The following is a 25,805-nucleotide window of genomic DNA, read 5'->3' as shown; positions in this document are numbered from 1 at the left end:
TACCGCTTTTTTTATTTGGTTAAACTGAAAAGGCAACGATCACTCGTTGCCTTTTCTTTATAATAAGATATTTACTTATTTCTTTGCTATGGGTTTCTTTGCGGGTACCGTTGCAGCTTCCGTCCAGCGGATAGGTAAACTTACCTGTGTTTTATCCCAACCCATTAAGAGATTAGCACCATAGGCTGCTTTTTCGAATACCATGCTGAATGCCTCCAGTTCTTCATCAGCTGGAGCAACCGGCACGTCTGTACGAACAATGTCCAGACTGGGCTCATATTTATAAGAACCCCAGATATCTGTTTGTTTATTCAATATAACGGTCCACTTTGTTTCCGTGGGAATGGCATAAAGGGTATACCGGCCTTTAGGAATGAGTTTGCCGCCGATCGTTACAGGGCGGAAGAATTCAATCTCTGTGGCTTCGTTAGCACCTAAGCGCCATACTTTACCATATTCTACCAGGTTGCCGAAGATAGGGCGGCCTTTTTTCTGGGGACGGCTGAAAACAGTACGGGCCACCAGGGTGCCGGGTTCTCCTTTTACTTTACATACATAAGGAAACATAACGGGGTAGTAGGCCATGTCCATGGGGCTGGGATCTACCGGGGGCATTTTTTTCTCCTGTGCAAAGCCTAATTGGCTGAGAGCCAGGCATGCCACTACAACAGCTGCTTTTAACTTATTCATAAACTGCGGTTCTTTTATAGTTACTGATTGATCTGAATCTGAGAGCAAACCTACGCGATTTTGGGAAAATTCCCTTACTGAATGGACGCGTGGCAAAGGGGATCCCCCTATTATCCTATTGTAAACCAGGTAGTCTTTCTTTCATAAAAGCCAGGGCATCCGGGAAAAAGGCCTGGTAACATTCCTCCAGTATATTATAATTATCATCAAACACCCCAAAAGGCACAGCTACCGGCTGGTCGAAATACTTAGCCCTCCTCACGATCCCTGAAAAGCTCTGATAAATACCATCCCTTTGATGATATTGGTAGAGCCAGTTATGGTGGCGCATATGGGTAAATACCTGCTGGAAAAAGGGCGGTAATAAATAATTGTGGGCCTGCAGCACCTGGTAGGTGGATTCTGCAAAGGCGCCCAGGGTCAATAAATTAAAGTGCTGAGGGTCGTTGGCCAGGTAGTGATCGTAGACCACATCCATGAATACAGCACCATAGGGGCCGCAGGTAGGTTTAAAAATATCTTTGGCCCGGCGGGTGGCCTCATGTTTATCCGTAAACTCATCCAGCTCCCGGTGGGCACGGATACCATTTTGAATGTCCGCAGGGAAAGTGAGCACTTGTTTGCCCTTTACAAAATCGGCGATCATCTGGCCAACAGTAATGGCCGGATCATGAAAAGATAAGTAAGCGTGGGCAAGATAATTCATGGGCTGTTGAACGGTAATAGAAAACGAATGAACGGTAAAAACCTGATAAACAGGCGCTTTGAGCTCACCGAAGATAGGATAATTACTGATGGTGTTCGCTAATGAAACAAGGTGTCCGCTTTTGAAAAACGCGTTTTTCATCCTACCGATTGTCACCAGTATTCCGTTTTAACATACTCTTAACTCCTGCAAATGCAACATTTGCCTTTTCCGCTCAACACCTCTGTGGGATTGAATTTCAGACGAATGGAAATGTGTGTTTTGCGTATGCGTTATAACATGCATAACATTGGGTTAATCTAGTGCTGCCACTCTTAACTATTCCCTTGTCCGCCTATCAACCGCGTACTACTTTTACATCGTAATCAATTATTACAAATCACAATTAAACAAACCCAGATAAAAATTTTTCCGCCATGAAAAAAATTATCGCCATTCTAACCTTAGCCCTGGTAGTAACCAGCGCAACCTTTGCCAGAGATGGCAGAACCATCGACAACAAAAAAGTGATGGAATCATTTAACAATCAATTTGCCGGTGCGGCAGATGTTTCCTGGTACAGCACGCCTGATAAGTATGTGGCTAAATTTACCATGAAGTCTTCTAAAGTAACTGCGCATTTTGACAGAGAAGGAAACCTGCTGGCTACTTCCCGTTACATTACAGACACTGAGTTACCTTTAAAAGTGATCAGCCGTTTGATGAAGAAGTTCCCTGATCAAAAGATCCAGAACATTGTGGAGTATGATGCAGAAGGCAACACTACTTATGTGATCACGCTGGAAAGCGAAACACACTGGACCGTGTTGAAAGCTGAGCAATCAGGTAGCCTCACAACGCTTAAGAAACTTACCAAAGCATAGCGATTAATCGCAGCCCGATCTAGTTTTAGTTTTAGTGTTAATCAGTATGACCGTTCCGTATCCTACGGAACGGTTTTTTTATGGGGAAAACCCCGGCTCTTTGTCTTACATTTGCGGCCTGAACAGGTAAAAACAAATTTAGTTATGAATAAAGGGCCAATCTCTCAATTTATCCAGCATCACTACCGCCACTTCAATGCGGCGGCACTGGTAGATGCGGCCAAGGGATACGAAACGCATTTACTGGAAGGTGGTAAAATGATGGTGACCCTCGCAGGTGCCATGAGTACTGCTGAACTGGGTATTTCTTTCGCAGAAATGATCCGCGCAGGTAAGGTGGATATTATCTCCTGTACAGGTGCTAACCTGGAAGAGGATATCATGAACCTGGTAGCGCATACGCACTACAAACGCGTGCCTAATTACCGTGACCTGAGCCCCCAGGATGAATGGGAATTACTGGAAGGCGGTTTTAACCGTGTTACAGATACCTGTATCCCTGAGGAAGAGGCTTTCCGCCGTATCCAGCAGCACATTGTGAAGATCTGGAAAGATGCGGAAGCGAAAGGTGAACGTTATTTCCCACATGAGTTTATGTACAAACTGCTGTTGAGCGGCGTAATGAAAGAACATTACGAGATAGATCCTAAAAACAGCTGGATGATCGCGGCAGCGGAAATGAATATCCCTATTGTTGTGCCGGGTTGGGAAGACAGTACCATGGGTAACATCTTTGCTTCTTACTGCATCAAAGGAGAGCTGAAAGCATCTACTATGAAGAGCGGTATTGAGTACATGGTGGAACTGAGCGACTGGTACCGCAAGAATTCTTCCGGTAAGGGCGTTGGTTTCTTCCAGATCGGTGGGGGTATTGCGGGTGATTTTCCGATCTGCGTGGTGCCGATGATGTACCAGGACCTGGAATGGCATGATGTGCCTTTCTGGGGCTATTTCTGCCAGATCTCTGATTCTACAACCTCTTATGGTTCTTATTCCGGGGCTGTGCCTAATGAGAAGATCACCTGGGGTAAACTGGATATTAATACACCTAAATTCATCGTGGAGTCTGATGCGACTATTGTGGCGCCGCTGATCTTTGCGTATATCCTGGGCTGGTAAGCTGCGGGATGGATATATAACTGGCCGCTCCGGGTTTTCCGGGCGGCTTTTTTGTGGGGTGTAAAGATGATGGGGCCAGCATTTATCCGCTGACCCGGCCGCCGTTGTGTCACTCCCTTCGGCTTTTTCTTTTCTATTGGGCAGGTATAGGATTCCTATACACTGAGCCTATGTCGAGCCTATGTCAAGAGATGGAATACCCTATGTCAAGTATTGGAGTGTTATACATTGAGCTACCATTTCACCTTAAAAACCACTTAAAAAAGAGAAAAATTTCGGCCTTGGAAACATTAAATCAAGGTTAAATCTTCGAAAAACGGCTGCTATGCTCGTTTTAACAAATCTTTAGACGATTACATATTATTTAATTAAATATTTCTTTATATTTGCATTACCATTGATTTATGCATAACAATTAATGAAGTTCTTACAAAACCGGGCTTAAATTCTTTTGGCCATATCAAAAAACGATGTACATTTGACCCGCGAAGTCAAAAAGTCAAAGGCTTCTTTTGTAATTCAGAAATGGGCGAACAGGATCAGAAAAGGGAAGTGATACTGGAAGCTGCACTGAAGCGTTTCAAACGCTTTGGACTGGCTAAGACCACCATGGAAGAAATTGCGAAAGATCTGGAGATCTCTAAAGGTTCTTTGTATTATTATTTTCCTGACAAAGATAGCATCTATGTGGGAGTGGTGGAAAGAATTGTTTCACAATGTTTTACAGACGTAAGCGGTTTTTTGGAAACAGCCGTTTCGGTGCAGGAGGTGATGGAACGATATCTTTCAGTAAAGGAGAGAATATTACTGGATTATCATTTTCTGTTTGGCATTCATGAATGGGTGAGCGATAAACCCAGCAGCCTGATGCGTCAGGTTGGGGAATTGGTTCACCAGTCGGAAATGCGGTTCTTATCCGCCTGGATCCGGAAAGGGATCACAGATGGGGAGATAGCAGCAAAACATGATCCGGAAAGAACGGCTGATCTGTTAGTGCATGTGTTGTTTGGTTTGTGGGTTGTTTGGTGCAAGTGGCAGGCCGCAGGATACGAACTACAAAGTACTGATAATATCAAAGAATTTATGAGCCGTGAAGGTATGGTGCTTACCATCTTTTTCAACGGTTTAAAATAGCCCATAAATCACAAAAAATCTTCTTCCCCCCAATTGCTTAATGCATAACATGTATGTAGAAACATGATTTAGCGAAATCGATTATTGACATATTTTATTTTAAAACTAAAAATTGTACGACAGATGAAAAAAATGATCGTTGTGGCTGTATTGGGCCTTATCGGAACTCAGTTTGCGAATGCACAGGTTAAAAAAGGTAACATTCTTTTAGGTGGTAATGTAGCAGTTAGTACTTCTTCTGAAAAAGTAGATGGCGTTGATGGTAAAGAAACTTCAACCAGCTTCGGTATCAGCCCTAAGGTTGGTTATGCTGTTAGCGACAAATGGGTAGTGGGTGTTTTTGCAAACACTGAATTCACTACTGATAAAGACAGAGTAGGTGCTGTTGATGTGAAAACTAAAAACACAAGCATCGCTCCTGGTATCTTTGTGCGTAACTACCACAACATAGGTGAATCTAAATTTGCATTCTTCGGTGAAGCAAATGTTTCTTATGCTTTTGGTCAAACTAAAGTAGAAGATACTAAAACCAATAAATTCAACACTATTGATGCTAACATCGTTCCGGGTATCACTTACTTCGTAACTAAACGTTTCAATGTTGAAGGTGTATTTGGCGGTATCAATTTCAACAACAGAAAAGACACTGCTGAGCCATCAGGTGTTGAGACAACTAACACTTCTTTCGGCCTGCAATTCACTAAACAATTTGGTTTAGGTGTTAACTGGTTGTTCTAATCTTAGCAATAAGTAACGACTTTACAAGGGGCTGGCCGCGAGGCTGGCCCCTTTTTTGTTTAAGGAGCGGGGATTTATTAAGGGGCTAAAAGCGATGGTTTTTTATGAAGAAATGAAGCTTGTGCAGAATAAAAAAAGCGTTTCGCGGTAGCTTTTATATGATCTATGGAATTCTTTTTATTTGAAACAAGCAGAGGTATCAGGAATAAACCTAATGCTGTTGCGTTTTTGGCAAAGTTTTAGCATAACTAAGGTGAATTAAATAGTGTGTTATGAAACAAGCATGGAAAATAAGTGGTGTGATGGGAGCGATATTAATTGTTGCTGTTAGTTGTGCCGCGCCGCGGATGCCGCCACGCCCTCCAAAACCACCAACACCACCTAGGCCTCCTCATGGTCCTTCTGCGCTCATACCGCAGCAGCAGAAAACTTTTGCCACCTTGCCTTCAACTGCAAAACAACCGCAAGAGATCACGGATCTAAGCATTGCTTATCCGCAAAAATAGCATCCTGACCATAGCATAGAATAGTGAAAATGGAAAAGGGCAGTTACACCATCGCGTAACTGCCCTTTTGTATTCAAATCGTGGTATAATTACCTGCTCATGGAGATCAGGAACTCTTCGTTGTTCCTGGTGCCTCTCATATGTTGCAGCATAAAGTTCATGGTTTCTTCCGTGTTCATATCTGCCAGGTGATTGCGGAGGATGTAAATGCGTGACAGCATTTCTTTTTCCAGCAGCAGATCATCACGGCGGGTAGAAGATGCGGTAACATCAATAGCCGGGAAGATACGACGGTTAGCAAGCCTGCGATCCAGCGCCAATTCCATGTTACCGGTACCTTTAAACTCTTCAAAGATCACCTCGTCCATTTTAGAACCGGTATCGATCAAGGCAGTTGCCAGGATGGTAAGGGAACCACCGTTTTCAATTTTACGTGCAGCACCAAAGAATTGTTTTGGTTTCTGCATAGCGTTTGCTTCCACACCACCACTCAATACTTTACCGGAAGCAGGTGCTACGGTATTATGTGCACGGGCCAGACGGGTAATGGAATCCAGCAGTATCACCACATCGTGGCCGCATTCTACCAGTCGTTTTGCTTTTTGCAATGCGATAGCAGAAACTTTCACGTGTTTTTCAGCAGGTTCATCGAAAGTAGAAGCGATCACTTCAGCTTTCACGCTACGTTCCATATCTGTAACCTCTTCCGGGCGCTCATCGATGAGCACTACCATCAGATAAATATCAGGGTGGTTAGTAGCGATAGCGTTGGCCACTTCTTTCAGCAACATGGTTTTACCTACCTTGGGTTGCGCCACGATCAGGCCACGCTGGCCTTTACCGATGGGCGTAAACATATCCATGATACGGGTAGAATAGTTGTTGGAAGTTGTAGTGAGCGTGAGCTTTTCGAAAGGGAACAGCGGTGTGAGGTAATCGAAGGGAACGCGGTCGCGCACTTCTTCAGGAGATTTACCATTGATACTTTCCACTTTCAGCAGTGCAAAGTATTTCTCGCCTTCTTTCGGAGGACGAACTGCACCACGTACGGTATCGCCGGTTTTCAGACCAAACAATTTGATCTGGGAAGGAGATACGTAAATATCATCAGGAGAACTGAGGTAGTTATAATCAGAAGAACGAAGGAAACCATAACCATCGGGCATCATTTCCAATACACCTTCGCTGATGATCACACCATCGAATTCAATATTGAAAACTTCCTGTTTCTTAGGATACTTGTGACCACCGCCGCCACCGCTCTGTTGTTGTTTTGGAGCTGGCATGGTTGCTTCCTGTACGGTCACAAAATCATCTTCATTTTCTTCTTCCGGCAATACTATTTCTTCTTCCACTTCATCAGATAGAGCAGGCAACACGATATCATCATCATCATCAAATGTGAGTGAAGGTATATCCAAATCTAAATCGAGCTTACGCTTTGGTGGAGTTGTGGGCTGTTCTTCTGATTTGGAAACTTTTTTCGGGGCTGCTGCTGGAGCTGGTGCTGGTTCGGCGTTTTTGCGTCCTCTTTTTGCTGCGGGTTTTTCTTCTGAGGCTGCTGGTTCTGCGGGAGCTGGGGTCGATGCTGGTTCTTCTTTTTTCGATGCAGCAGCTTTTCGCTTTCGTCCCTTTTTCTCATCTCCGTTTCCCTGATCCTCTGATGCTATCACCGCCTGCTTATCAAGAATTTTATAAATTAATGACTGCTTGTCCAGTTTCTTCGAGTTCGGAATGTCCAGTTTTTCTGCAATATCAAGCAGCTCAGGAACGAGCATGTCGTTCAGTTGTAAGATGTCGTACATCATCTGCGTTTGTCAAATTTTAGAAGTGTCGAAAGGTGGGTACCACTGCATACCAACATACACCAATTAACAAATAATTGTTTTGAGTCAATAATAAAGTCTTGATCATTAAATTGATAGGGATCACTTGAGTTAAGGACTGCTGATGAAGATGGCAAAAACAGGACTTAATCAGACAGATTGTAAGTACAAGATTAAAACAAGTTTTACTATTATCCAAATAAATATTGATGACCGGCCTTTAATGTATAGCAATTTTCAAAATACTTGTATCGCTGTACCAACAACTGTTTACCCTGATCATATAGCAAATGTGAGACCAGATAAATGCCGGTGTTTTGTAGTCAGATGTCCACAATTTTTGCTGTCAGAAGCCCTGTTCTTTTGTTAATAGCACCCCGATTTGCCCCTCTGACGATCAGAATAAAACACTATTTTTGCAACTCATTTTAAAATTTGTTATTTATATGAGCCAACGCGTGAAGATCAAGCAGATCCTGCTTAGCGACAAAACAGACTATGAAGTAACGGTTAAAGGATGGGTACGTACCTTCCGTAATAACCAATTTATAGCTTTGAATGATGGCTCTACTAATAATAATCTCCAGATCGTAATTGAGCTGGACACAGATCCTGCTTTGCAAAGAAGACTCACTACCGGCGCTGCTATCAGCGTAACCGGACAAGTTGTGGCATCTTTGGGTAAAGGTCAGAAAGTGGAAGTGAAAGCACGTGAACTGGAGATCCTGGGAGATTGCGATGGTGAAAAGTATCCTTTGCAATTAAAGAACAGGCCCAGCCTGGAGTACTTAAGGGAGATTGCGCATTTGCGTTTCCGTACCAACACTTTCGGGGCTATTTTCCGTCTCCGTCATTCCCTGGCTTTTGCGGTGCATAAATTCTTCAATGAAAAAGGATTCGTTTATCTGCATACGCCTATTATCACTGCATCTGATGCAGAAGGTGCGGGTGAAATGTTCCGCGTAACCACGCTGGACCTGAAAAAGCCGCCACTAACCAGTGATGGGGACATTGACTTTAAAGAAGATTTCTTTGGCCGTTCTACTAACCTTACTGTATCCGGACAACTGGAAGGTGAGCTGGGTGCGATGGCTTTTGGTGATATCTATACTTTCGGGCCTACCTTCCGTGCGGAGAATTCCAACACTGCCCGCCACCTTGCTGAGTTCTGGATGATAGAGCCTGAGATGGCGTTCTATGATCTCAAAGATAACATGGACCTCGCAGAGGAGTTCATCAAATATGTGATCCGTTATGCTTTGGAGAACAACCGGGAAGATCTTGAATTCCTGGCTAGCCGCCTGGTGGAAGAAGAGAAATCCAAACCTCAGCAGGACCGTAGTGAAATGGGATTGATCGAAAAGCTGGAATTTGTGCTGAACAATGAATTCATGCGGATCACTTATACTGAAGCGATCGATATTCTGAAGAACAGCAAACCTAATAAGAATAAGAAATTCCAGTATCTCGTGGAGGAGTGGGGAACTGATCTGCAGAGTGAACATGAGCGTTACCTCGTTGAGAAACATTTTAAGAAACCAGTGATCCTTACTGATTATCCTGCCGCGATCAAATCGTTCTACATGAAACAGAATGAGGATGGGAAAACTGTTCGTGCGATGGATATCCTGTTCCCTGGGATTGGGGAGATTGTGGGTGGTTCTCAGCGTGAAGAGAATTATGATAAGCTGGTGAAGCGCATGGAGGAATTGCATATTCCTGTGGAAGAGCTGAGCTGGTACCTGGATACGCGCAGGTTTGGAACAGCGCCGCATGCTGGTTTTGGGCTTGGGTTTGAGCGATTGGTATTGTTTGTGAGCGGGATGACTAACATCCGGGATGTGATTCCTTTTCCGCGTACGCCGAAGAATGCTGAGTTTTAGTTTATTCTTTTTATAGTAAGAGAGAGGTTGTCTTTTTAAGGCAACCTCTTTTTTTATTCCGCCGCTCCCAATAAGCATAAAAAAAATTCGACCGAAAAAACTAGCCCAATGGTTATATGAGGCAATAGGGAACAGTTTTCGGACGAATTTTTTTTATGTTATTTCCGCTGGTGGTTTTTTTGAGGGGGGAGTTTTTTTGGAGTTGTTTTTAATAATAATTCTCCTGCCTGGTTATGTACAAATGATGAAGTGAGTGACACAACGGCGGCTGAGTAGAGAGCGGTATGCTGGCTACAAAATCATCTTTGTGCAAATTCCTTCATCTCTTTATGGAAACCTTTTCCTCCTGCATCTCTTCTTTGAGCAAAACACAAGTGTGTGTTTCTTATCTGATCCGGAGCGGCGGGTTTCGCTCCCGTTGCTGTTTTTATCCTATCAACGTTTAAAACTTTTGTTATGGCTGAAATGAACACTGGCAACGATCAAGGCCGCAACCATGGTGGCCATCGCAGCAAAAAATTATCTACCCGTGTGGATATGACGCCTATGGTAGATCTGGGGTTTCTTTTGATCACTTTCTTTATGTTAACTACTACAATGGCTAAACCTAAGGTGTTGAACCTTATTATGCCGGCGGACGGAGAGGGTGTGCCTGTTGGGGAAAGTAAGGCATTGACCTTGTTGGTGAGTGAAAACAATGTTATATCATGGTATGATGGGCAGGGGGATGATCCTTTGCATCCGCCGGTGATCCATCAAAGTAGTTTCTCTCCTGCCAACGGCATTGGGGAGGTGATCCGTGCCAAGCAGAAAAAGGTGGCGGCGGCATTCGGGGATCCGGATGACCTGGTGATCATGATCAAGGCTACTAAAGAGTCCAGCTATCGTAATATGGTAGACGCTTTGGATGAAATGAAGATCAATAGGGTGGCGCGTTATGCTTTGGTAGATATCACAGAGCAGGAAGTTAATATGTTGGATGCGCTGCATCCCTGATTTCCTTATCTTTATTGCTCCAAAACAATAAGATATGGCTACTGTTAATTCCATCCCTTCTGTTGATCTGTCTGACTTCACCTCCGGCGATCCTGCACGCAAAGCTGCGTTTGTTGAAAAACTCGGGAAAGCTTATGAAGAGGTAGGTTTTGTGGCGGTAAAGAACCACGGTATTTCCGATGCGTTGATCGCGGATCTGTACAAGTATGTACAGGAGTTCTTTAAACTTCCTTCCGAAACAAAACACAGTTACGAAATACCGCAACTGGCCGGCCAGCGCGGGTATACTTCTTTCGGAAAGGAACACGCCAAAGGGTTTGATGCACCGGACCTGAAAGAGTTCTTCCAGTTCGGGCAGTCTGTGGAAGACAATGATCCCATTGCTGCGGAGTATCCTGATAATGTACAGGTGAAAGAAGTACCTGCTTTCACACCTACTTTTTTCCAGGCCTACCGCGGTTTTGAAGGTTCGGGCAAAGCATTGTTACAGGCTATTGCGTTGTACCTTGGATTGGATGAACATTACTTTGACGACAAGATCCATAATGGTAATTCCATTCTCCGCGCCATACATTATCCGCCTATCACACAGGAGCCCAAATCTGCCATCCGTGCAGAACAACATGAGGACATTAACCTGATCACTTTGCTGGTGGGTGCTTCCGCAGATGGTTTGCAGATACTGGACAAACAGGGCAACTGGGTACCGGTAACTTCTTTGCCGGAACAGATTGTGGTGAATGTGGGTGATATGCTGCAAAGGTTAACCAACAACCGGCTTAAATCTACTACGCATCGTGTGGTGAACCCGCCACGTGAAATGTGGAACACTTCGCGTTTTTCCATTCCTTTCTTCCTGCATCCAAAATCCAATATGGACCTCAGCTGCCTGAGCAGTTGCGTGGATGCAGAACATCCCCTGGAGTATGAACCGATCACTGCCGGCGAATATCTTGATGAGCGCTTGCGGGAGATTGGTTTGAAGAAGTAGTGAACAGGCTCAGCGCTTCATTGGATGAAATGCCCTGCCCGTTGAATAAACGGGAGAAGTAATCCGTCATGGCTGGTGTGAGCCTGAACTTTACGTTATAAGGGAAGTTCATAAAATAGCTGTGCTGCCAGCCCACCATATCATGGAAGTTAATATAGATGGCATTATCTGCACGCTGGCGGCGGCTCGCTTTTTCTCCTAACTGTTTTTTCAAAGTGAGCACGTGTGCGCCTTTGAGCTGAAGGTCTGTTTGATTATAGTGTACATAGATCTGTTTCGCAAAACGGATCTGCTCCACCCATTCCGCATGGCCACGTTGGGGAACACAGGCAGCATTGATCACGAGGTTATCTACAAAGGGTGCTGAATTGATGCTGCTGATGTCGTGCTGCTGTACCATTTGTTCGAGGATAATATTTCCCATACTGTGGTAGAAGGTGGTCAGCTTTACGCCGCTGATCCAGGGCTGGTCTTCCTGCCTGGCCTTTTGGAATTGCTGCAGCATCTGCAAATACTGGCCGGCTGAAAGGCGTGCATTCAAACGTGCTATGCGAAAGTTCTTGGAGGGCTTGTAAGTAGTATTGATACTGGAATAATCGAACATCACTACGTTCACATCATACTGCCTGCTCATTAACTGTGCCCTGTACACGTTGCTGGTAAAGATCTTGCCCATCCCTTCCGCATACACTACAATGTCTTTTTTATGGGGCAGCAGTTCCATGGCTTCGTCCAGCGAGGGGGCCTGGTAAACTTTCCATTTACCTTCCAGCTTTTCCAGGAAGAAATATTTAAGGGAAGTGGTATCGAGGTATTCGTCTACAAAGCGGAGACTGTCCGGATGGATAAAGCGGTTGCTTACAAAGACCAGGCAGGTATCTCCTGTTATAACGGGTTTCATGGCGGATCGTTCCAGTACAAACTGCGACCAGTATTCAGTGGTATTGTAATTGGCCAATTGTGCCTGGGCTTTTACTTGCAGAAGGAGCAGGAGTGCTATTAAAAACCGCTTCATAAGCTTCAGATTATACTATTATCATTAACGCCTAAACGAAGGGCTTTGTTCTTCGTTTTTGTGGTTTCCTGTTGTACATATGCAAGTTCTGTGCCCCAAAAAACGTCAAATGGCTTGTAAATCAATTGAATTACCGATAACAGCTGAAAATTCCTTTATTTTACTTTAAATTCAGTTTTCCAATCATTGTACCTATAGTGTTTTTACGCCACATCTCTTTTCTGAAGGCTGTTTTGTTACACAGCGTCACTGCATTCGGGGGCCCGCAGGGTCACCTTGCTATGATGATGAAAACCTTTGTGCAACAGCGGAAGGATGTAACGGAGAAGGAACTGATGGAATACAATGCTTTCTGCCAGTTGCTGCCGGGAGCATCTTCTTCCCAGACGCTTACACTGATCGGTTATAAAAGAGGGGGTGTGCCGCTGGCGGTGCTCACTTTGCTGATCTGGATCACCCCGGCCTGTTTATTAATGGGCTCCCTCAGCTTCCTGCTGCAGTACATGGATAAAAGGGCGCTGGAGGTAGATATCTTTCAATACGTACAACCCATGGCGGTTGGATTTCTGGCGTATGGGAGTATCAAAGCTTACCAGATCAGTATTCGCAGCTGGGCTACGGTGGGGATCATGGTGGTGGCCATGCTCACGAGTTATTTCATTAAATCTCCCTGGACCTTTCCGGCCCTGATCATCCTGGGCGGGATCATTTCCAACTTCAGTGATAAACGTATCCCGGGTATCCCGGAGAAGCCTAAAAAGATCCAGTGGATGAACCTCTGGCTTTTTGCGCTGATCTTTTTGCTGGCGGGTTTCTTTTCAGAGCTGGCGCGGTCAGAGAACTGGATCACCAGGAGGCCCTTTAACCTTTTTGAGAACTTCTACCGGTTCGGCAGTCTCGTTTTCGGTGGCGGGGACATTCTCATTGCAATGATGCTGGAACAATATGTAACCCGTGCAAAGTCCAAATTCATGTCTGCCGAGGAGTTACTGACGGGAGCAGGCATTATGCGTGCCATGCCGGGGCCTACTTTTTCCGTATCTGCTTATGTGGGAGGAATGGCCATGCGGAGCCAGGGACCGTTTGCACAGTTCCTGGGTGCAACTTTAGCACCTATCGCTATTTTTCTGCCGAGTATGCTGTTGGTGCTTTTCTTTTTTCCTATTTGGAATAACCTGAAGAAACATGTGATGATCTACCGTGCGCTGGAAGGGATCAATGCAGTGGTGGTGGGTATTATGTGGGCGGCTACTTTTATACTTTTCTTTGCGGTGAACTTTACCTGGTATAATATCCTCATTATGCTGGGTACACTGAGCTTATTGTATTTCACCAGGTTCCCGGCGCCTATCATTGTACTGGTGTGTATACTGATGGGATGGTGGTTCTCTTAGCGCTTAAAGCTTAGCTCAGCGGCTCTTCCAGATAACGATCAATTCTTTTCTTCTGCGATCTGTTACTTCCAGTACCACTTTATTCCGCAGAACGATCTTGGTATCATCCGGGTCTACTTTCTGCAGATGAGATACTTGTACCATCTGGTGGTTATTGATCTGGTAGAAACGCATATTGGTGAACAGCTCTGTATAATAACGGAAAGAACGCGGGGAATTGAGCACGCGGCCATCTTCCAGGTAAAACACGGTTTTTTCGCTGAAACCTTCAAAGTAACTCACTTCTTCTACAGCGAGGGTGACTTCTTTTCCCTGGGAGCAGGGGATCACCATCTGGCGTACTTCGCCGGCAGATCTGTTGAAATTGGCCAGCAGCACTTCGTAGCGGGGATGCGGGTTTTGATTTTCGATGCGTTTGATAACGGTGCCTACCGCCTGCAGCAAACTTTCTTTATCGATGGGTTTTAAGATAAGTTCTACTTCGCTTAAGCGGATGGTGTGCAGGAAACGTTTTTCAAAAGCGGTAACAAAGATGGCTTCAAAGGAAGCATCGTAGGCGCCGGCCAGTACATCGAAGCCGGTGCCATCGGGCATTTCAAGATCAAGGAAAACCAGCTGGGGTTTGTGAAGCCTGATCTGTTCAATGCCTTCGCGGCAATTGGCGGCTGTACCCACAGCTTCTATCTGTGGGCAATACTTGCCCAGCATGAGGGAAATAATATCCCTGCTATTCCTTTCATCGTCTATTATTACGGCGCGGATCATATACTACTAAGTTGGCGCGGAAAAACCTATAACTGAGGGATCAGTATCCTGATAATGGTTCCGCTGTCATTGGCCTGTTTAAGTGATTTATCGATGATCTCTATCTGGATGCCGGTGTTGTACATTTTATTGAGTAACTCGGCCCTGTTAAGACTTATCTCCATACCGGAGGACTGGTGGTGTGAAGGCAGGGAACGTAATGCCCTGGAGCGTTCTATTCCTATTCCATTATCTTCTATTACACATTCCAACATGTCTGATGCTACCTGGTTAAAATGAATGGCGAGCAGGCCGGAGGCATGATCTTCATTGGTCATACCGTGTTTCACGGCATTTTCCACATAAGGTTGTAACAGCATGGCGGGCACTTCCAGTTCTGCGGTGGCGATCACGGGGTCTACCACAATCTCATAGCTCATCTTATTCTCAAACCGCATCTTTTCGAGACCAAGATAGGTATTTAAATAAGTTATTTCATCGGAGAGTGTGATAAAGTTCCGGCGGGAGAAGTCCAGTGTTTTGCGAATGAGGTAAGAGAAGTCCGACAGGTATTTCTGTGCATGTTCATAATCCCGCTGCATTACAAAAAGCTGAATGGAGTTGAGGCAGTTGAATATAAAGTGCGGGTTGATCTGTGCGCGGATGGCTTTCAGTTCTATTTCTGCGAGCTTTTTACTGTATTCTACTTCCAGTTGCAGTTTGCGCTGCTCTTCCAGTTCCAGTTTCTTTCTTAATATTTCTGTGGTCTGTTCTTTTACGAGTTCTTCCAGTTGCTCATTCAGTTTGCGTTGCAGCTCTTTATTCTTATTGAGCTGTTTGATGAGCATCTCCTGTGTTTTTGTTTTTTCCTGGTGTGCTAATTTGTTACGGTAGCTGAGGCCGGCTGCAAAAAAGAGGGCTTGTAACAATACGCCCAGCACCATGATGTTATAGGGAGATACTAACTCAGGAATAGGCGTGAAACCTACGGGTTGTGTATTGTTCACGTAAGCCCATACAGATAATACCAGCAGGCTGATGGAACCGAACAGGAAAAAACGGATCAATGGATGATGGCGTGTTCTGCGGGCCAGCGCTACAAAAGAAATAGCGATGGGGATGATGGTGATGAAATACAGCCAGGTATAGATGGTAGCAGAGGTCTGATAATCCCCGGAGGCAATGAGTGTAATGCATACGAGGATGAGAATGCCTGATGCGATGGCACCATAACGGTAACATTTCTCCATCAGCGGAAAACGTTCCCGCAGGCTGAGGAACATGTTGCCAAAGAGCATGTACATGAAATAGAAACAGAACAGCATGGCCGGAATGTCCCAGTAATATTTGAACATGGGGCAGAAGTAGAAGAAGGACAGCTGGTAGGGTTTCGATTCCAGGCGTAATGCAAAGAAGATGATGAGGCCGAGAATGTATCCTGCAAAGTAAAGCGAGGAACGGTCCGGCAACTGGGTGTAATTGATAACGGTTATGCAGAGGAACACTAACAACATACCCAGCAATACCTGTATCACCAGTACTTCGCTTTTATAACGATCTGCTTCCACATGCCGGAAACCTGCATAGTGAATGGGATCATAGATCACGGGCATGAAAGCATTTTCCCGGTAGAAGCGGTTGATGATATGGAAGTAATATGTTTTTGTTTCGCCGGCTCCAACATGCAGGGGGAAGGAGTAATGCCCCCACCTGTCCACATTCCCACGGTCTATCATCATGCCGGTATGCATGGCCAGTTGTTGCCTGCCTTCATGATCGGGTGCATACCATTCAATGTCGTCATGAAAACCGGTGAAGAAATAAACGAGGGAATCAATTTCGCTGATGTTCCTGATGGTGAGTTTCAGCCAGATATTATTGACCTTATGCAGTACTTTTTTATGGGGATGAAAAAGGGACGTATCTTTTTTGAATGTCATGTTCTGCAGGTCCTTCACTTTATACTTTCCTGCGGGATCGTGAAACACGGAGACATACGAACGCACATCCTGTCCATTTACAGGTGTGTTGAACTTAATGGCAAGGGTATCTTGTGCAACTGCGGGTTGGGAAGGGTGCAGGGAGCAACAAAACAACAGGCATGTTAATAGTATCCGATTCACAACTGTTGGTTAGGGTTTATATAAAGTGTCTATAAGCCGGGCCAGTTCACGGTCTTTATCAGTAACTATGTTTCCTGCACTGTGTGTGGACAGGAATATGTCCACTTTATTATACTCATTTATCCAATGCGGATGATGATCTAATTTCTCTGCAACAAGCGCTACTTTAGTCATGAAAGCAAATGCCTCTTTGAAATCGGAGAACTGAAATGAGCGATTGAGCCGGTTTTCTTTTTCCTGCCACATAGAATTCATTTAAATGGATCATAACAGGGTTTGTGTGTGTTCAGGGTTACGTCCACATGATTATTAATAAAAGATCAAAATATCAGGTTGATCTTATTTTTTATATCCTTCATATCCAGCAGCGACACCAGTTGCACGAGTTCCACCTTTCTGCATTCTTCTATCAGGTTCTTGACGTCTGCTGCCTGGTAGTAGTTTCCTTTGATAAGCCAGATGTAATCCACGTGTTTCAGTTCCGGCAGCAGGAATTCTGCTTTGCAGTGATTATTATAAAAATAATGCGCTGCTGATTTGGTGGGTTCTTCGTACTCCAGTACTGTAAAGTAATAGGCACGTTGCTGTTTATTGAGTTTGATCTCCAGGGAATTATTAACGCGGAAATCGTACCCGAGCTGTTGATTGATCTGCCAGCAAAGCTGATAGTCCCTTGCGGGGGACATGATCCCGGCCAGCCAGGTGTCCTCAAAAAAGTCCTCCACCAACTGTTCCTGGTCTAATTTGAGTTTTAGTACAGACATTCCTGTAAAGATATTTAAGTTTGCCCTGTTCTCAGGGTTTTTTCTTTTTCCTTTTAGGTTCACCCGCCGGGTCCCAGAAAACGGTCTTAAAGTCCTGGATCTGGTTATCCACTACTTTGATGCCTTCGTTTTCCAGTAATTCCTGCATGAGGGTGGGTGTGGCAAAATGGTGTGCGCCGGTGAGCAGTCCTTTACTATTCACTACGCGGTGAGCGGGAATAGGAGGGTTTGCACTATCTGCTGCATTCATGGCCCAGCCTACCATTCTTGCAGAGAGCCTGATGCCTGCCGATTCTGCGATAGCGCCATAACTGGTGGCGCGGCCGCGGGGGATCTTACGCACAATGGCATACACTGTATCCATGAAATTAGGCTCCTCCTTTGCTTTTTTAGCTTTCGTCGTTTTTTTGACGGCGGGCGGCAAGGAGATGGGCTTTTTTGTCATCGGGGACTTTTTCATAATCATACGGGCAATGCAGGCAACCGTTTCCGCAGCAATAACCACGCTCTCTGTGGTACTTTTCCGTGAATACGAAGTATCCCTGCTCGTTATAATAAAAATCAATGTTCTCCTGCAGCTGTTTCATCTTCCAGGTCCAGTTTTACCGCTTTCCATTCAATGGGAGCGGCGGGCAATACAAATTTAAGGAACCTGATAATTCTGCCGTCTGCCAGGTGCATTCCTTCATAAAAGGTCTGGATACGCAATAATGGTGATACTTCTTCCTGTGCGTAAACGTTTGGAATATCTTCCAGCAGGGTGCAGCCGGTGGCTTCAATCACCATGCGGGTGAAATGATATAACTCGGGAGAATCTGTTTTTAAGTTGATGGTGCCGCCTGGTTGGATGATCTGCTGGTAATGTGCCAGGAATCTTGGATGGGTCAGGCGGTGGCGGGCCCGGGATTTTCTGAGGAAGGGGTCCGGAAAGGTGATCCAGATCTCTTCTACTTCTCCGGGGAGGAAGTAATCTTCTATTTTATCTATTTGTGTGCGGAGGAAGGCTACATTGCCGAGTTGCTCTTCCAGGGCTATTTTGGCACCTTTCCAGATGCGGTTTCCTTTGAGGTCTACCCCCATGAAATTCCTTTCAGGGAATAAGCGGGCCAGGCCCAGTGTATAATCTCCTTTCCCACAAGCCAGTTCCAGCGTAAGGGGCTGGTTGTTTCCGAAATGGTCTTTCCATTTACCGGGCATTCCTTCCGGATAGATAAGCACATTCGGGAAAGTTTCTATCTCTGCGAATCGTTGAAGTTTCTTTTGTCCCATAGAAGGGGCAAAATTCGCTCATTTTTTCGCCTGATTCTAAAAAAATCCCCTTTTTTTAAAATTTATGCATAAAAAAAGCTCATAAGTGATTAACTTATGAGCTTATTAAGCTGTAGGGGTAGGAGTTGAACCTACACGAGGCGGTTAGCTATAGCACAAATAAGATTAGTGGTCAACCCATTACGCTACGTTTATCCCGTTATCCCCACCCTCGAGACGAGAGGGCATGTCTGCCAGTTCCATCACCCCACAAAGTTGAGTTCTCGGCTGTGGTGTACTTCTTTTAAGCAACTTCAGCTTATCAGGAACAGTAAAATGTTACTAATTATGATGCAAATCTAAAGAGAAGGGGTATTTTTTGCAAATATTTTAAATAAAATTTTGGAAATTTCGAGATTTTTTAAATATTTGCATGTAAGTTAAAAACATTCAAAAACAATTTGTCAAAATGAGCCACAATTTGAATATTGACAAACTGGATCTCCAGATCATCAGCGAGATGATGTCCAACGCTGAAATCTCCTACGCGGACCTGGGGAAGAAACTCTTCGTTTCAGGGGGTACTATTCACGTACGGATGAAGAAACTACAGGAGCTGGGTATAGTTAAAGGTACAAGATTACATGTAGATTTAAAAATGATCGGGTATGACGTGATCGCTTTCATCGGGATCTTCCTGGAAAAAAGCTCGCTTTATGACACGGTTGCCAAAGAACTCCGCAAAATGCCGGAGATTGTCCGCCTCAATTACACTACCGGCAGTTACAGCATGTTTGCTGAAATTATCTGCAAAGACATTACCAATCTTCGCCGTGTATTACATGACGAGCTTCAAAAGATCAAAGGGATCGAGCGCACCGAAACATTTATCTCATTAGAAGAAAGCTTTACCCGCACCATCAATGTGGTGGAATAAGAAATAAAAAAAGGATGGCGGAACCCCCGCCATCCTCTTATCCTATTTAAAGCCAAGTCTTTTCTCCATTTCAGTGCTCAAAGCCGGCAATTTTCTTCTTTCAATCAAAAAGCTGGTGAGCCGGGCAATATCCGCAAAGATGTAATGTTTGTCCAGTGCGCCTTTCAGGTAATCCCTGCCGGTGCTGCCACCTGTGCCGATCCGTGAACCGATCATGCGGTGCACCATACTCATATGCCTGTATCTCCAGGTGCTGAGTTGTTCATCTATTTCCAGCAAACTGTTCAACAACTGAAACGGTAATTGCAGGATGGGGTATCCTCTGTACAACATAATGAACAAGGCTGCCCTGCAGGCCCTGGGGGAAAGCTGGCGTACAGCTTCGGGGGTATCTTTTGTAAAGATGGTATTGAACTGATCGCGGTTACTTTGTTCTGCGGCCGCAAGGCTGTTAATATAGATCTGCTGGTAATCTTCCCAGAAAATGTGTTCCGTTGGATGGCTGATATCGTTCACCGGTTTGTAATTCGTCCAGTTATCTGCTTCTTCAAAGAAAGGCATCCTTTCCAGCCATTGGTTGAGCAGGTCGATAATGGACTGTTGATTTTCCGCCTGTTTGATCAGGTCTATCTGTGCCTGTTTTAACTGGGAGATGTAATATTCCTGTCCGAAGCGATGCTGGTATTTCAAGCCCAGCCTGGCTTCCAGCGCTTTGAACTGCCAGCTTTGAAAACCGGAAGCGGGGCGCAGCATATCACGGAAATCGAGGAAGTCCATGGGCGTCATGGTTTCCATGATATCGATCTGGTGCACCAGTAGTTTGAGAATGGTGACCATGCGGGAGGTTCTGTGAACAACGGTTTGCAGCTCCGGGGAGTTATCGTTCACCGGTTTTTGCATGATCGCTGCTACTGAATCCACTTCAAAAAGCAACTGTTTAAACCATAGTTCATAGGCCTGGTGGATGATGATGAACAACATCTCATCATGTGCGTGGAGTTGTTGTTTATCGCTTTCCAGTTCCTGGGCATTCAATATTTTTTCTAATTGCAAATAATCGCCGTAATGCACATCCGTTTTTGTCATGTGAAAATTAGTTGGGTGTAAATAATAAGTTGGTTTTCGCTGATGTAAAACGGCGATGGTCAGGTTGGGCTTTTGATGATGTTTTTCCAGATATTCATTGAGCAGGTAATTTATAAGCTGGGGATCCTGCCTCCATCAACAGGTAAGTTAATGCCGGTGATGTAAGCGGCTGCGGGAGAAGCGAGGAAAGCAACGGCGGCACCGAATTCTGCCGGATCGCCAAAACGCTGCATGGGAATTTCTGCTTTCCATTCATCCGCGATGGTTTGTACGGGAACGCCCCTGGATTCGGCGGTTGCTTTAAAAAGACTTTTCAGGCGGTCTGTTGTCATGGCGCCTGGTAATACATTATTGACAGTAATGCCAAAAGGAGCCAGTTCGCCGGCGAGGGTTTTAGCCCAATTGGCCACTGCGGCCCTGATGGTATTAGAAACGCCCAGGTTTTTAATGGGCGCTTTTACAGAAGTAGAGATGATCTGGATAATCCTTCCATATCCGCTGGCTTTCATGCCGGGCACTACAGCCTGGGCAAGGAGCTGGTTGCAGACCACGTGCATTTCAAAGGCTTTCATAAAAGCACCACCTTCCGCAGCAAGGATGGGGCCTCCGGAAGGGCCGCCACTGTTGTTAACGAGGATGTTCACGATCTGCGCATCCGTGATAGCCCGGATGGTGGCCTGCACATTTTCCGGGTTGGAGAAGTCCACCACGTAATAATTGTGCTGCTGGCCCTGGCTGACATCTAAGGATGCCACGGCTGCTGTGAGGGAAGTTTCATTTCGCGCGAGGAGGATGCAGGAAGCCCCGAGTAAGGCTAGTTCCTTTGCTGAGGCGAGTCCCAAACCCTGGGATCCGCCGCTGACCACTGCAATTTTTCCCGCTAACGAAAGTTTCATAGGGTAAAGGTAAGCAATCACCCGCTGACAGACGTTTTGTAAATATTTTTCATTAGGTTTGCAATAAGCTTGAAGCACACACGGGCTCTTCCGCACCCGGAACAGTTGGTAATCAAACACTTTACGGATCTTATTTAAACTACAGCAATGGAATATAATACCGCACGTAACCATCTGATCATGCGCGAGTATGGAAGGAATATCCAGCGGATGATCGAATACATACTCACTATCCCTGACCGGGAAGTTCGCCAGCAGCAAGTGTCTGCTGTGATAGAACTGATGGGAACGCTGCAACCTCACTTACGCAACGTGGAGGATTTCAGGCATAAGCTCTGGGACCATCTTTTCCTCGTTTCCGATTTTAAACTGGATGTTGACTCCCCCTACCCGATCCCTACGAGGGAAACTCTGCACCGCAAGCCGGACAGATTGCCTTATCCTAAAAAGTATCCGCGTAACCGTCACTTCGGCAAAAACCTGGAACTGGTGATGGATAAAGCATTGAAAACAACAGACCCTGAAATGAAAGAAGGGTTTACGCAGGTGATCGGCAATTACATGAAACTGGCTTACAGCAACTGGCACAAAGAAAGTGTGCATGACGATGCGATCAAGTCTGAACTCAGCAATATCACCGGTGGTGTATTACAATATCATCCCGGCGGAGCAGCTCCAAGCTCCAGCAGCAGCAACCTTGCAGGCGGCGGCGCCAACTACAATACACAGGCAGGAGAATATCGTGCCAGTGGTGGTTCCAGCAGCAAACGCAAACAATTCCAGCAGAATAAATTCAAAAGGAATGATGGCGGCGGTAACTCTGGCGGCGGAGGCGGAAAAAGTAACAAGCATAACAAATACAACAAAAATAGGAACAAGTGAGTAGCGTGTTCGAAGTACGAGGCGGAAACCGTCTGAAAGGAGATATTATACCGCAGGGAGCAAAAAACGAGGCATTACAGATCATTAGCGCGGTATTGTTAACAGCCGAAAAAGTAACCATCAACAACATTCCGGACATCCTGGATGTAAACCTACTGATAGAACTTTTAGGAGATATCGGGGTAAAGGTGAACCGCCTTACCCGCGCCAGCTGCGAATTCCAGGCAGACGACATTGATTTTGATTACCTGGAAAGTGCAGAGTTCAAAAAGAAATCCGGCCGCTTGCGCGGTTCCGTGATGATGGCGGGCCCTTTGCTGGCAAGGTTCGGCAAAGCTTACATTCCCAAGCCGGGAGGTGATAAGATCGGCCGTAGAAGGCTGGACACACATGTGATCGGCTTCGAAAAACTCGGTGCAAAATTCCATTACGATACGGACGATAATTACTTCCGCCTGGAAACATCCGGCGGATTGAAAGGTACCTATATGCTGCTGGATGAGCCTTCTGTTACAGGAACGGCCAATATTGTAATGGCAGCTGTACTGGCTCATGGTACTACTACTATTTACAACGCAGCATGTGAACCTTACCTGCAGCAACTCAGCAAAATGCTGAACAGCATGGGTGCAAAGATCAGTGGGGTTGGTTCCAACATGCTGGTGATAGAAGGTGTAACTGTACTGAAAGGATGCACACATGCCATGTTGCCTGATATGATCGAGATCGGCTCGTTCATTGGGCTTGCGGCGATGACGCAAAGTGAGATCACGATCAAAAATGCGGGGGTGCAGCATCTGGGGATCATCCCTGAAAAGTTCCGCCTGCTGGGTATCCAGATGGATATCAAAGGAGATGATATTTACATTCCGCAACAGGATAGCTACGAAATTCAAACTTTTATAGACGGTTCTATTTTAACTATCTCTGATCATCCATGGCCTGGTTTTACACCGGACCTGCTGAGCATTGTGCTGGTAGTTGCCACACAGGCTAAGGGCAGTGTGATGATCCACCAGAAGATGTTTGAGAGCCGTTTGTTCTTTGTAGACAAACTCATTGACATGGGTGCGCAGATCATTCTCTGTGATCCGCATCGTGCGGCAGTGATAGGTTTGGGCCGCCAGCATAAACTGAGAGGCATAACAATGAGCAGTCCTGATATACGTGCAGGTGTTGCATTGCTGATCGCAGCATTGAGTGCAGAGGGAAAAAGTACGATCCATAACATTGATCAGATAGATCGCGGATACCAGTATATTGATGAACGTCTGCGTAATTTGGGCGCGGATATCAAGCGCGTGTAAATCATGGGATCACACAAAATCATCATTGTTACGGCACCTTCCGGAGCTGGTAAAACAACTATTGTGAAAAAGCTGCTCAGCGAAATGCCGGAGCTGGCTTTTTCCATTTCTGCTGCTACCCGCGCGCCGCGTGGAGATGAAACCCATGGAAAAGACTATTATTTTTTAACGCAGGAAGATTTTCATCAGCGCATAGCCGATCATGCTTTTGCGGAATACGAAATGGTATATGCCGGCAAGTATTATGGTACGCTGAAAAGCGAGCTGGAAAGGATCTGGGGAGATGGAAAATATCCCCTGGTGGATATAGATGTAAAAGGCGCGCTTTCCATTCAGGAGAAATACCAGGGAACTGCCCTCACGATATTTATTCAACCCCCTTCCCTGGATGCACTGCGTGTTCGCCTCAGTGAAAGAGGAACCGAAACCCAGGCTTCTTTGGACGAACGCCTTGGAAAAGCCCGGTATGAGTTGTCCTTTGCGCATCAATTTGACCATATTGTGGTCAATGAGCACCTGGATAAGGCATACGGGGAGGTAAAAGTGCTGGTAGAGAACTTTTTGGCCGATTAACCCGTTATAAACCGGTGATGTTGCTCGGCTCACCTAATTTCATATCTTTGTTTAGATGGATATTTATACGATTGCTTTACTGGTTTTAGTGATCCTTGTTGCCGGGTTTTTCGCCGGCATGGAAACTGCTTTTGCCAATGTGAACAGGCTGAGTATAGAACTCAAGAGGAAACAGGGCCGTTCTACCGGGAAGATCCTTTCCGGGTTTAATGAACATCCTGCCCGTTTCCTGGCCACCAGCCTTATAGGGCTTACTATTGCTATTGTGATCTATAGCATGTTAGTAGCAGGCTGGCTGGATTCTTTGTGGGCTTTGGTATGGACGCAGAACGAAATGGCGCAGATGGTGGCACTTTCCCTGTTTGTGGAAATTACGGTAGCTACGCTGCTGGTGCTGTTCTTTGGGTTCTTTATCCCCCGCAGCATTTTCCGTTCCCGTCCGGAAGCTTTACTGGGCTTTTTTGCCCATCCCATTTCCGTATTGTCCAAACCACTGTATATAGTAGGGAATATGCTGGAGTCCATTTCCGAGTGGATCCTGAAATACCTTTTCAATGTGCGGATCACGGAGGGCAAGAGTTCTTTTGCGCGGGTGGACGTGGAATATTTTATCCGCCAGAGCCAGCAGCATACAGGCGGAGATAACCAGGAGCTGAATACGGAGCTTTTTGAAAATGCGCTGAGCCTTGTGCACGTAAAGATCCGCGGTTGCCTGATTCCCCGGAAAGAGATAGAGGCGCTGGACATCAGCAGTACCATAGAACAAGCCAGGCGCAAGTTTATGGATACCAAATTGTCCAAGGTGATCATCTACGAAAATAATATTGACAATATTCTCGGATATGTGCACCAGCTGGATATGTTTAAAAATCCTAAGGATATCCGTTCTGTGATCCATCCGATCCTGGCGGTGCCTGAAACCATGAGTGCAATAGACCTGCTTGGTAAGTTTAATAAAGAGCGCCGCAGCATTGCCTGGGTGGTAGATGAATTTGGCGGAACAGCAGGTATTGTTACAATAGAAGACGTGCTGGAAGAGATTTTCGGCGATATCAAGGATGAACATGACGTGGAAGAATTCGTGGAAAAACAGATCGCGGAAAAGGAGTACATCTTTTCAGGAAGGTTGGAACTGGATTACCTGAATGAGCAGTATGGCTTTGAGTTTCCGGAGGATGAAAGCGAAACGTTATCTGGTTATATCATCTCTCACTACGAAACTATACCAAGGCTGAAAGAGCGCATCATCATTGATGATTATGAGTTCGACATCCTGAATGTTACGGATACGCGGATTGAAATGGTGAAGATGAAAATCCTCAATTAGGCCATTCCGGCGCGAAAATTGCTATACATTTACTGGTCAGGTTGCCGCCTTCCCCCA

The 25,805-nt window shown here is 45.5% G+C and carries 27 protein-coding genes; 14 read left to right on the top strand and 13 right to left on the bottom strand.

The features are described from left to right. Positions 1-75 precede the first annotated feature (75 nt). Both AAHN97_RS23480 and AAHN97_RS23475 read right to left on the bottom strand, forming a co-directional pair. Entirely contained in the window at positions 76-690 is a 615-nt protein-coding gene (locus tag AAHN97_RS23480; protein ID WP_343304544.1) for a DUF2911 domain-containing protein, read from the bottom strand. A 115-nt stretch (positions 691-805) separates the two neighbouring features. Then, the gene (locus AAHN97_RS23475; RefSeq protein ID WP_343304543.1) at positions 806-1,537 is read right to left on the bottom strand and encodes an ACP phosphodiesterase; all 732 of its coding nucleotides are present in this window, start codon (positions 1,535-1,537) and stop codon (positions 806-808) included. 275 nt (positions 1,538-1,812) lie between these two features. On the opposite strand from AAHN97_RS23475, the gene AAHN97_RS23470 reads away from it, so the two are divergent. From AAHN97_RS23470 to AAHN97_RS23450, 5 genes are all read left to right on the top strand, one after another. Next, the gene (locus AAHN97_RS23470; protein WP_343304542.1) at positions 1,813-2,259 is read left to right on the top strand and encodes a PepSY-like domain-containing protein; all 447 of its coding nucleotides are present in this window, start codon (positions 1,813-1,815) and stop codon (positions 2,257-2,259) included. A gap of 144 nt (positions 2,260-2,403) precedes the next feature. Next, positions 2,404-3,378 (top strand): deoxyhypusine synthase family protein, encoded by a 975-nt coding sequence (locus tag AAHN97_RS23465; protein ID WP_343304541.1) that lies wholly within the window; start codon positions 2,404-2,406, stop codon positions 3,376-3,378. Positions 3,379-3,903: 525 nt separating this feature from the next. Next, positions 3,904-4,512, top strand: coding sequence for a TetR/AcrR family transcriptional regulator (locus AAHN97_RS23460; RefSeq protein WP_343304540.1), 609 nt, complete (start codon positions 3,904-3,906; stop codon positions 4,510-4,512). A gap of 123 nt (positions 4,513-4,635) precedes the next feature. Next, complete coding sequence (locus AAHN97_RS23455) at positions 4,636-5,250, top strand: outer membrane beta-barrel protein (protein ID WP_343304539.1); 615 nt, start codon at positions 4,636-4,638, stop codon at positions 5,248-5,250. A 272-nt stretch (positions 5,251-5,522) separates the two neighbouring features. Continuing rightward, positions 5,523-5,756, top strand: coding sequence for a hypothetical protein (locus tag AAHN97_RS23450; RefSeq protein WP_343304538.1), 234 nt, complete (start codon positions 5,523-5,525; stop codon positions 5,754-5,756). Positions 5,757-5,845: 89 nt separating this feature from the next. Here the strand turns inward: AAHN97_RS23450 and rho are convergent, their stop codons facing one another. After that, positions 5,846-7,561 carry a transcription termination factor Rho gene (gene rho, locus AAHN97_RS23445; protein WP_343308283.1) on the bottom strand — a complete coding sequence of 572 codons (1,716 nt, stop codon included), beginning with the start codon at positions 7,559-7,561 and terminating at the stop codon, positions 5,846-5,848. 467 nt (positions 7,562-8,028) lie between these two features. Here rho and asnS point away from each other — a divergent pair, with 467 nt between their 5' ends. The 3 genes from asnS to AAHN97_RS23430 all read left to right on the top strand — a co-directional run bounded on the left by asnS (position 8,029) and on the right by AAHN97_RS23430 (position 11,452). Continuing rightward, positions 8,029-9,465, top strand: a complete 1,437-nt coding sequence (gene asnS / locus AAHN97_RS23440) for an asparagine--tRNA ligase (protein ID WP_343304537.1) — start codon at positions 8,029-8,031, stop codon at positions 9,463-9,465. Positions 9,466-9,921: 456 nt separating this feature from the next. After that, the gene (locus AAHN97_RS23435) at positions 9,922-10,461 is read left to right on the top strand and encodes an ExbD/TolR family protein (protein WP_343304536.1); all 540 of its coding nucleotides are present in this window, start codon (positions 9,922-9,924) and stop codon (positions 10,459-10,461) included. Between the two features lie 34 nt (positions 10,462-10,495). Beyond that, the gene (locus AAHN97_RS23430) at positions 10,496-11,452 is read left to right on the top strand and encodes an isopenicillin N synthase family dioxygenase (RefSeq protein WP_343304535.1); all 957 of its coding nucleotides are present in this window, start codon (positions 10,496-10,498) and stop codon (positions 11,450-11,452) included. Here the strand turns inward: AAHN97_RS23430 and AAHN97_RS23425 are convergent. Beyond that, positions 11,397-12,467, bottom strand: coding sequence for an alpha/beta hydrolase (locus AAHN97_RS23425; protein ID WP_343304534.1), 1,071 nt, complete (start codon positions 12,465-12,467; stop codon positions 11,397-11,399). The genes AAHN97_RS23430 and AAHN97_RS23425 overlap by 56 nt on opposite strands. A 197-nt stretch (positions 12,468-12,664) precedes the next feature. Here AAHN97_RS23425 and chrA point away from each other — a divergent pair, with 197 nt between their 5' ends. Further along, positions 12,665-13,861, top strand: coding sequence for a chromate efflux transporter (gene chrA / locus AAHN97_RS23420; protein WP_343304533.1), 1,197 nt, complete (start codon positions 12,665-12,667; stop codon positions 13,859-13,861). A gap of 15 nt (positions 13,862-13,876) precedes the next feature. Here chrA and AAHN97_RS23415 read toward each other — a convergent pair whose 3' ends face one another. The 7 genes from AAHN97_RS23415 to trmB form a co-directional block, all read right to left on the bottom strand. Then, complete coding sequence (locus tag AAHN97_RS23415) at positions 13,877-14,626, bottom strand: LytR/AlgR family response regulator transcription factor (RefSeq protein WP_343304532.1); 750 nt, start codon at positions 14,624-14,626, stop codon at positions 13,877-13,879. Positions 14,627-14,652: 26 nt separating this feature from the next. After that, complete coding sequence (locus tag AAHN97_RS23410) at positions 14,653-16,728, bottom strand: histidine kinase (RefSeq protein ID WP_343304531.1); 2,076 nt, start codon at positions 16,726-16,728, stop codon at positions 14,653-14,655. Positions 16,729-16,737: 9 nt separating this feature from the next. After that, entirely contained in the window at positions 16,738-16,974 is a 237-nt protein-coding gene (locus AAHN97_RS23405) for a 4a-hydroxytetrahydrobiopterin dehydratase (protein WP_343304530.1), read from the bottom strand. A 74-nt stretch (positions 16,975-17,048) separates the two neighbouring features. Continuing rightward, positions 17,049-17,492, bottom strand: coding sequence for an IPExxxVDY family protein (locus AAHN97_RS23400; protein ID WP_074241875.1), 444 nt, complete (start codon positions 17,490-17,492; stop codon positions 17,049-17,051). 31 nt (positions 17,493-17,523) lie between these two features. Then, complete coding sequence (locus AAHN97_RS23395) at positions 17,524-17,856, bottom strand: MGMT family protein (protein WP_343304529.1); 333 nt, start codon at positions 17,854-17,856, stop codon at positions 17,524-17,526. Between the two features lie 25 nt (positions 17,857-17,881). Next, a complete protein-coding gene (locus AAHN97_RS23390) occupies positions 17,882-18,079 on the bottom strand; it encodes a DUF5522 domain-containing protein (RefSeq protein ID WP_343304528.1) in 198 nt (65 codons plus the stop codon). Further along, positions 18,054-18,761, bottom strand: coding sequence for a tRNA (guanosine(46)-N7)-methyltransferase TrmB (gene trmB, locus AAHN97_RS23385; protein WP_343304527.1), 708 nt, complete (start codon positions 18,759-18,761; stop codon positions 18,054-18,056). The genes AAHN97_RS23390 and trmB overlap by 26 nt, the downstream gene beginning before the upstream one ends. A 448-nt stretch (positions 18,762-19,209) precedes the next feature. Here trmB and AAHN97_RS23380 point away from each other — a divergent pair, with 448 nt between their 5' ends. Continuing rightward, a complete protein-coding gene (locus AAHN97_RS23380) occupies positions 19,210-19,677 on the top strand; it encodes an Lrp/AsnC ligand binding domain-containing protein (protein WP_074241879.1) in 468 nt (155 codons plus the stop codon). Positions 19,678-19,719: 42 nt separating this feature from the next. Here AAHN97_RS23380 and AAHN97_RS23375 read toward each other — a convergent pair whose 3' ends face one another. Further along, positions 19,720-20,763 (bottom strand): tryptophan 2,3-dioxygenase, encoded by a 1,044-nt coding sequence (locus AAHN97_RS23375; RefSeq protein WP_343304526.1) that lies wholly within the window; start codon positions 20,761-20,763, stop codon positions 19,720-19,722. A gap of 110 nt (positions 20,764-20,873) precedes the next feature. Continuing rightward, positions 20,874-21,659 carry an SDR family oxidoreductase gene (locus tag AAHN97_RS23370; protein ID WP_343304525.1) on the bottom strand — a complete coding sequence of 262 codons (786 nt, stop codon included), beginning with the start codon at positions 21,657-21,659 and terminating at the stop codon, positions 20,874-20,876. Positions 21,660-21,806: 147 nt separating this feature from the next. Here AAHN97_RS23370 and AAHN97_RS23365 point away from each other — a divergent pair, with 147 nt between their 5' ends. The 4 genes from AAHN97_RS23365 to AAHN97_RS23350 are packed head-to-tail and all read left to right on the top strand — an operon-like array spanning position 21,807 to position 25,748. Continuing rightward, entirely contained in the window at positions 21,807-22,541 is a 735-nt protein-coding gene (locus tag AAHN97_RS23365; protein WP_343304524.1) for a DUF4290 domain-containing protein, read from the top strand. A gap of 5 nt (positions 22,542-22,546) precedes the next feature. After that, positions 22,547-23,848 carry a UDP-N-acetylglucosamine 1-carboxyvinyltransferase gene (gene murA / locus AAHN97_RS23360; protein WP_343304523.1) on the top strand — a complete coding sequence of 434 codons (1,302 nt, stop codon included), beginning with the start codon at positions 22,547-22,549 and terminating at the stop codon, positions 23,846-23,848. Positions 23,849-23,851: 3 nt separating this feature from the next. Next, positions 23,852-24,421: a guanylate kinase gene (gene gmk / locus AAHN97_RS23355; protein ID WP_343304522.1), complete on the top strand. Its 570-nt coding sequence runs from the start codon at positions 23,852-23,854 to the stop codon at positions 24,419-24,421. A 55-nt stretch (positions 24,422-24,476) separates the two neighbouring features. Continuing rightward, positions 24,477-25,748, top strand: a complete 1,272-nt coding sequence (locus AAHN97_RS23350) for a hemolysin family protein (protein ID WP_343304521.1) — start codon at positions 24,477-24,479, stop codon at positions 25,746-25,748. Positions 25,749-25,805 lie beyond the last annotated feature (57 nt).

The organism is Chitinophaga niabensis, from assembly GCF_039545795.1.
GTDB lineage: Bacteria > Bacteroidota > Bacteroidia > Chitinophagales > Chitinophagaceae > Chitinophaga > Chitinophaga niabensis_B.
This window is presented reverse-complemented; position numbering and strand designations above follow the sequence as displayed.

Coding starts and splice junctions, on each gene's coding strand:
- AAHN97_RS23480 (WP_343304544.1), bottom strand. CDS start 690: ATGAATAAGTTAAAAGCAGCTGTTGTAGTGGCATGCCTGGCTCTCAGC.
- AAHN97_RS23475 (WP_343304543.1), bottom strand. CDS start 1,537: ATGAAAAACGCGTTTTTCAAAAGCGGACACCTTGTTTCATTAGCGAAC.
- AAHN97_RS23470 (WP_343304542.1), top strand. CDS start 1,813: ATGAAAAAAATTATCGCCATTCTAACCTTAGCCCTGGTAGTAACCAGC.
- AAHN97_RS23465 (WP_343304541.1), top strand. CDS start 2,404: ATGAATAAAGGGCCAATCTCTCAATTTATCCAGCATCACTACCGCCAC.
- AAHN97_RS23460 (WP_343304540.1), top strand. CDS start 3,904: ATGGGCGAACAGGATCAGAAAAGGGAAGTGATACTGGAAGCTGCACTG.
- AAHN97_RS23455 (WP_343304539.1), top strand. CDS start 4,636: ATGAAAAAAATGATCGTTGTGGCTGTATTGGGCCTTATCGGAACTCAG.
- AAHN97_RS23450 (WP_343304538.1), top strand. CDS start 5,523: ATGAAACAAGCATGGAAAATAAGTGGTGTGATGGGAGCGATATTAATT.
- rho (WP_343308283.1), bottom strand. CDS start 7,561: ATGTACGACATCTTACAACTGAACGACATGCTCGTTCCTGAGCTGCTT.
- asnS (WP_343304537.1), top strand. CDS start 8,029: ATGAGCCAACGCGTGAAGATCAAGCAGATCCTGCTTAGCGACAAAACA.
- AAHN97_RS23435 (WP_343304536.1), top strand. CDS start 9,922: ATGGCTGAAATGAACACTGGCAACGATCAAGGCCGCAACCATGGTGGC.
- AAHN97_RS23430 (WP_343304535.1), top strand. CDS start 10,496: ATGGCTACTGTTAATTCCATCCCTTCTGTTGATCTGTCTGACTTCACC.
- AAHN97_RS23425 (WP_343304534.1), bottom strand. CDS start 12,467: ATGAAGCGGTTTTTAATAGCACTCCTGCTCCTTCTGCAAGTAAAAGCC.
- AAHN97_RS23415 (WP_343304532.1), bottom strand. CDS start 14,626: ATGATCCGCGCCGTAATAATAGACGATGAAAGGAATAGCAGGGATATT.
- AAHN97_RS23405 (WP_343304530.1), bottom strand. CDS start 16,974: ATGTGGCAGGAAAAAGAAAACCGGCTCAATCGCTCATTTCAGTTCTCC.
- AAHN97_RS23400 (WP_074241875.1), bottom strand. CDS start 17,492: ATGTCTGTACTAAAACTCAAATTAGACCAGGAACAGTTGGTGGAGGAC.
- AAHN97_RS23395 (WP_343304529.1), bottom strand. CDS start 17,856: ATGGATACAGTGTATGCCATTGTGCGTAAGATCCCCCGCGGCCGCGCC.
- AAHN97_RS23390 (WP_343304528.1), bottom strand. CDS start 18,079: ATGAAACAGCTGCAGGAGAACATTGATTTTTATTATAACGAGCAGGGA.
- trmB (WP_343304527.1), bottom strand. CDS start 18,761: ATGGGACAAAAGAAACTTCAACGATTCGCAGAGATAGAAACTTTCCCG.
- AAHN97_RS23380 (WP_074241879.1), top strand. CDS start 19,210: ATGAGCCACAATTTGAATATTGACAAACTGGATCTCCAGATCATCAGC.
- AAHN97_RS23375 (WP_343304526.1), bottom strand. CDS start 20,763: ATGACAAAAACGGATGTGCATTACGGCGATTATTTGCAATTAGAAAAA.
- AAHN97_RS23370 (WP_343304525.1), bottom strand. CDS start 21,659: ATGAAACTTTCGTTAGCGGGAAAAATTGCAGTGGTCAGCGGCGGATCC.
- AAHN97_RS23365 (WP_343304524.1), top strand. CDS start 21,807: ATGGAATATAATACCGCACGTAACCATCTGATCATGCGCGAGTATGGA.
- gmk (WP_343304522.1), top strand. CDS start 23,852: ATGGGATCACACAAAATCATCATTGTTACGGCACCTTCCGGAGCTGGT.
- AAHN97_RS23350 (WP_343304521.1), top strand. CDS start 24,477: ATGGATATTTATACGATTGCTTTACTGGTTTTAGTGATCCTTGTTGCC.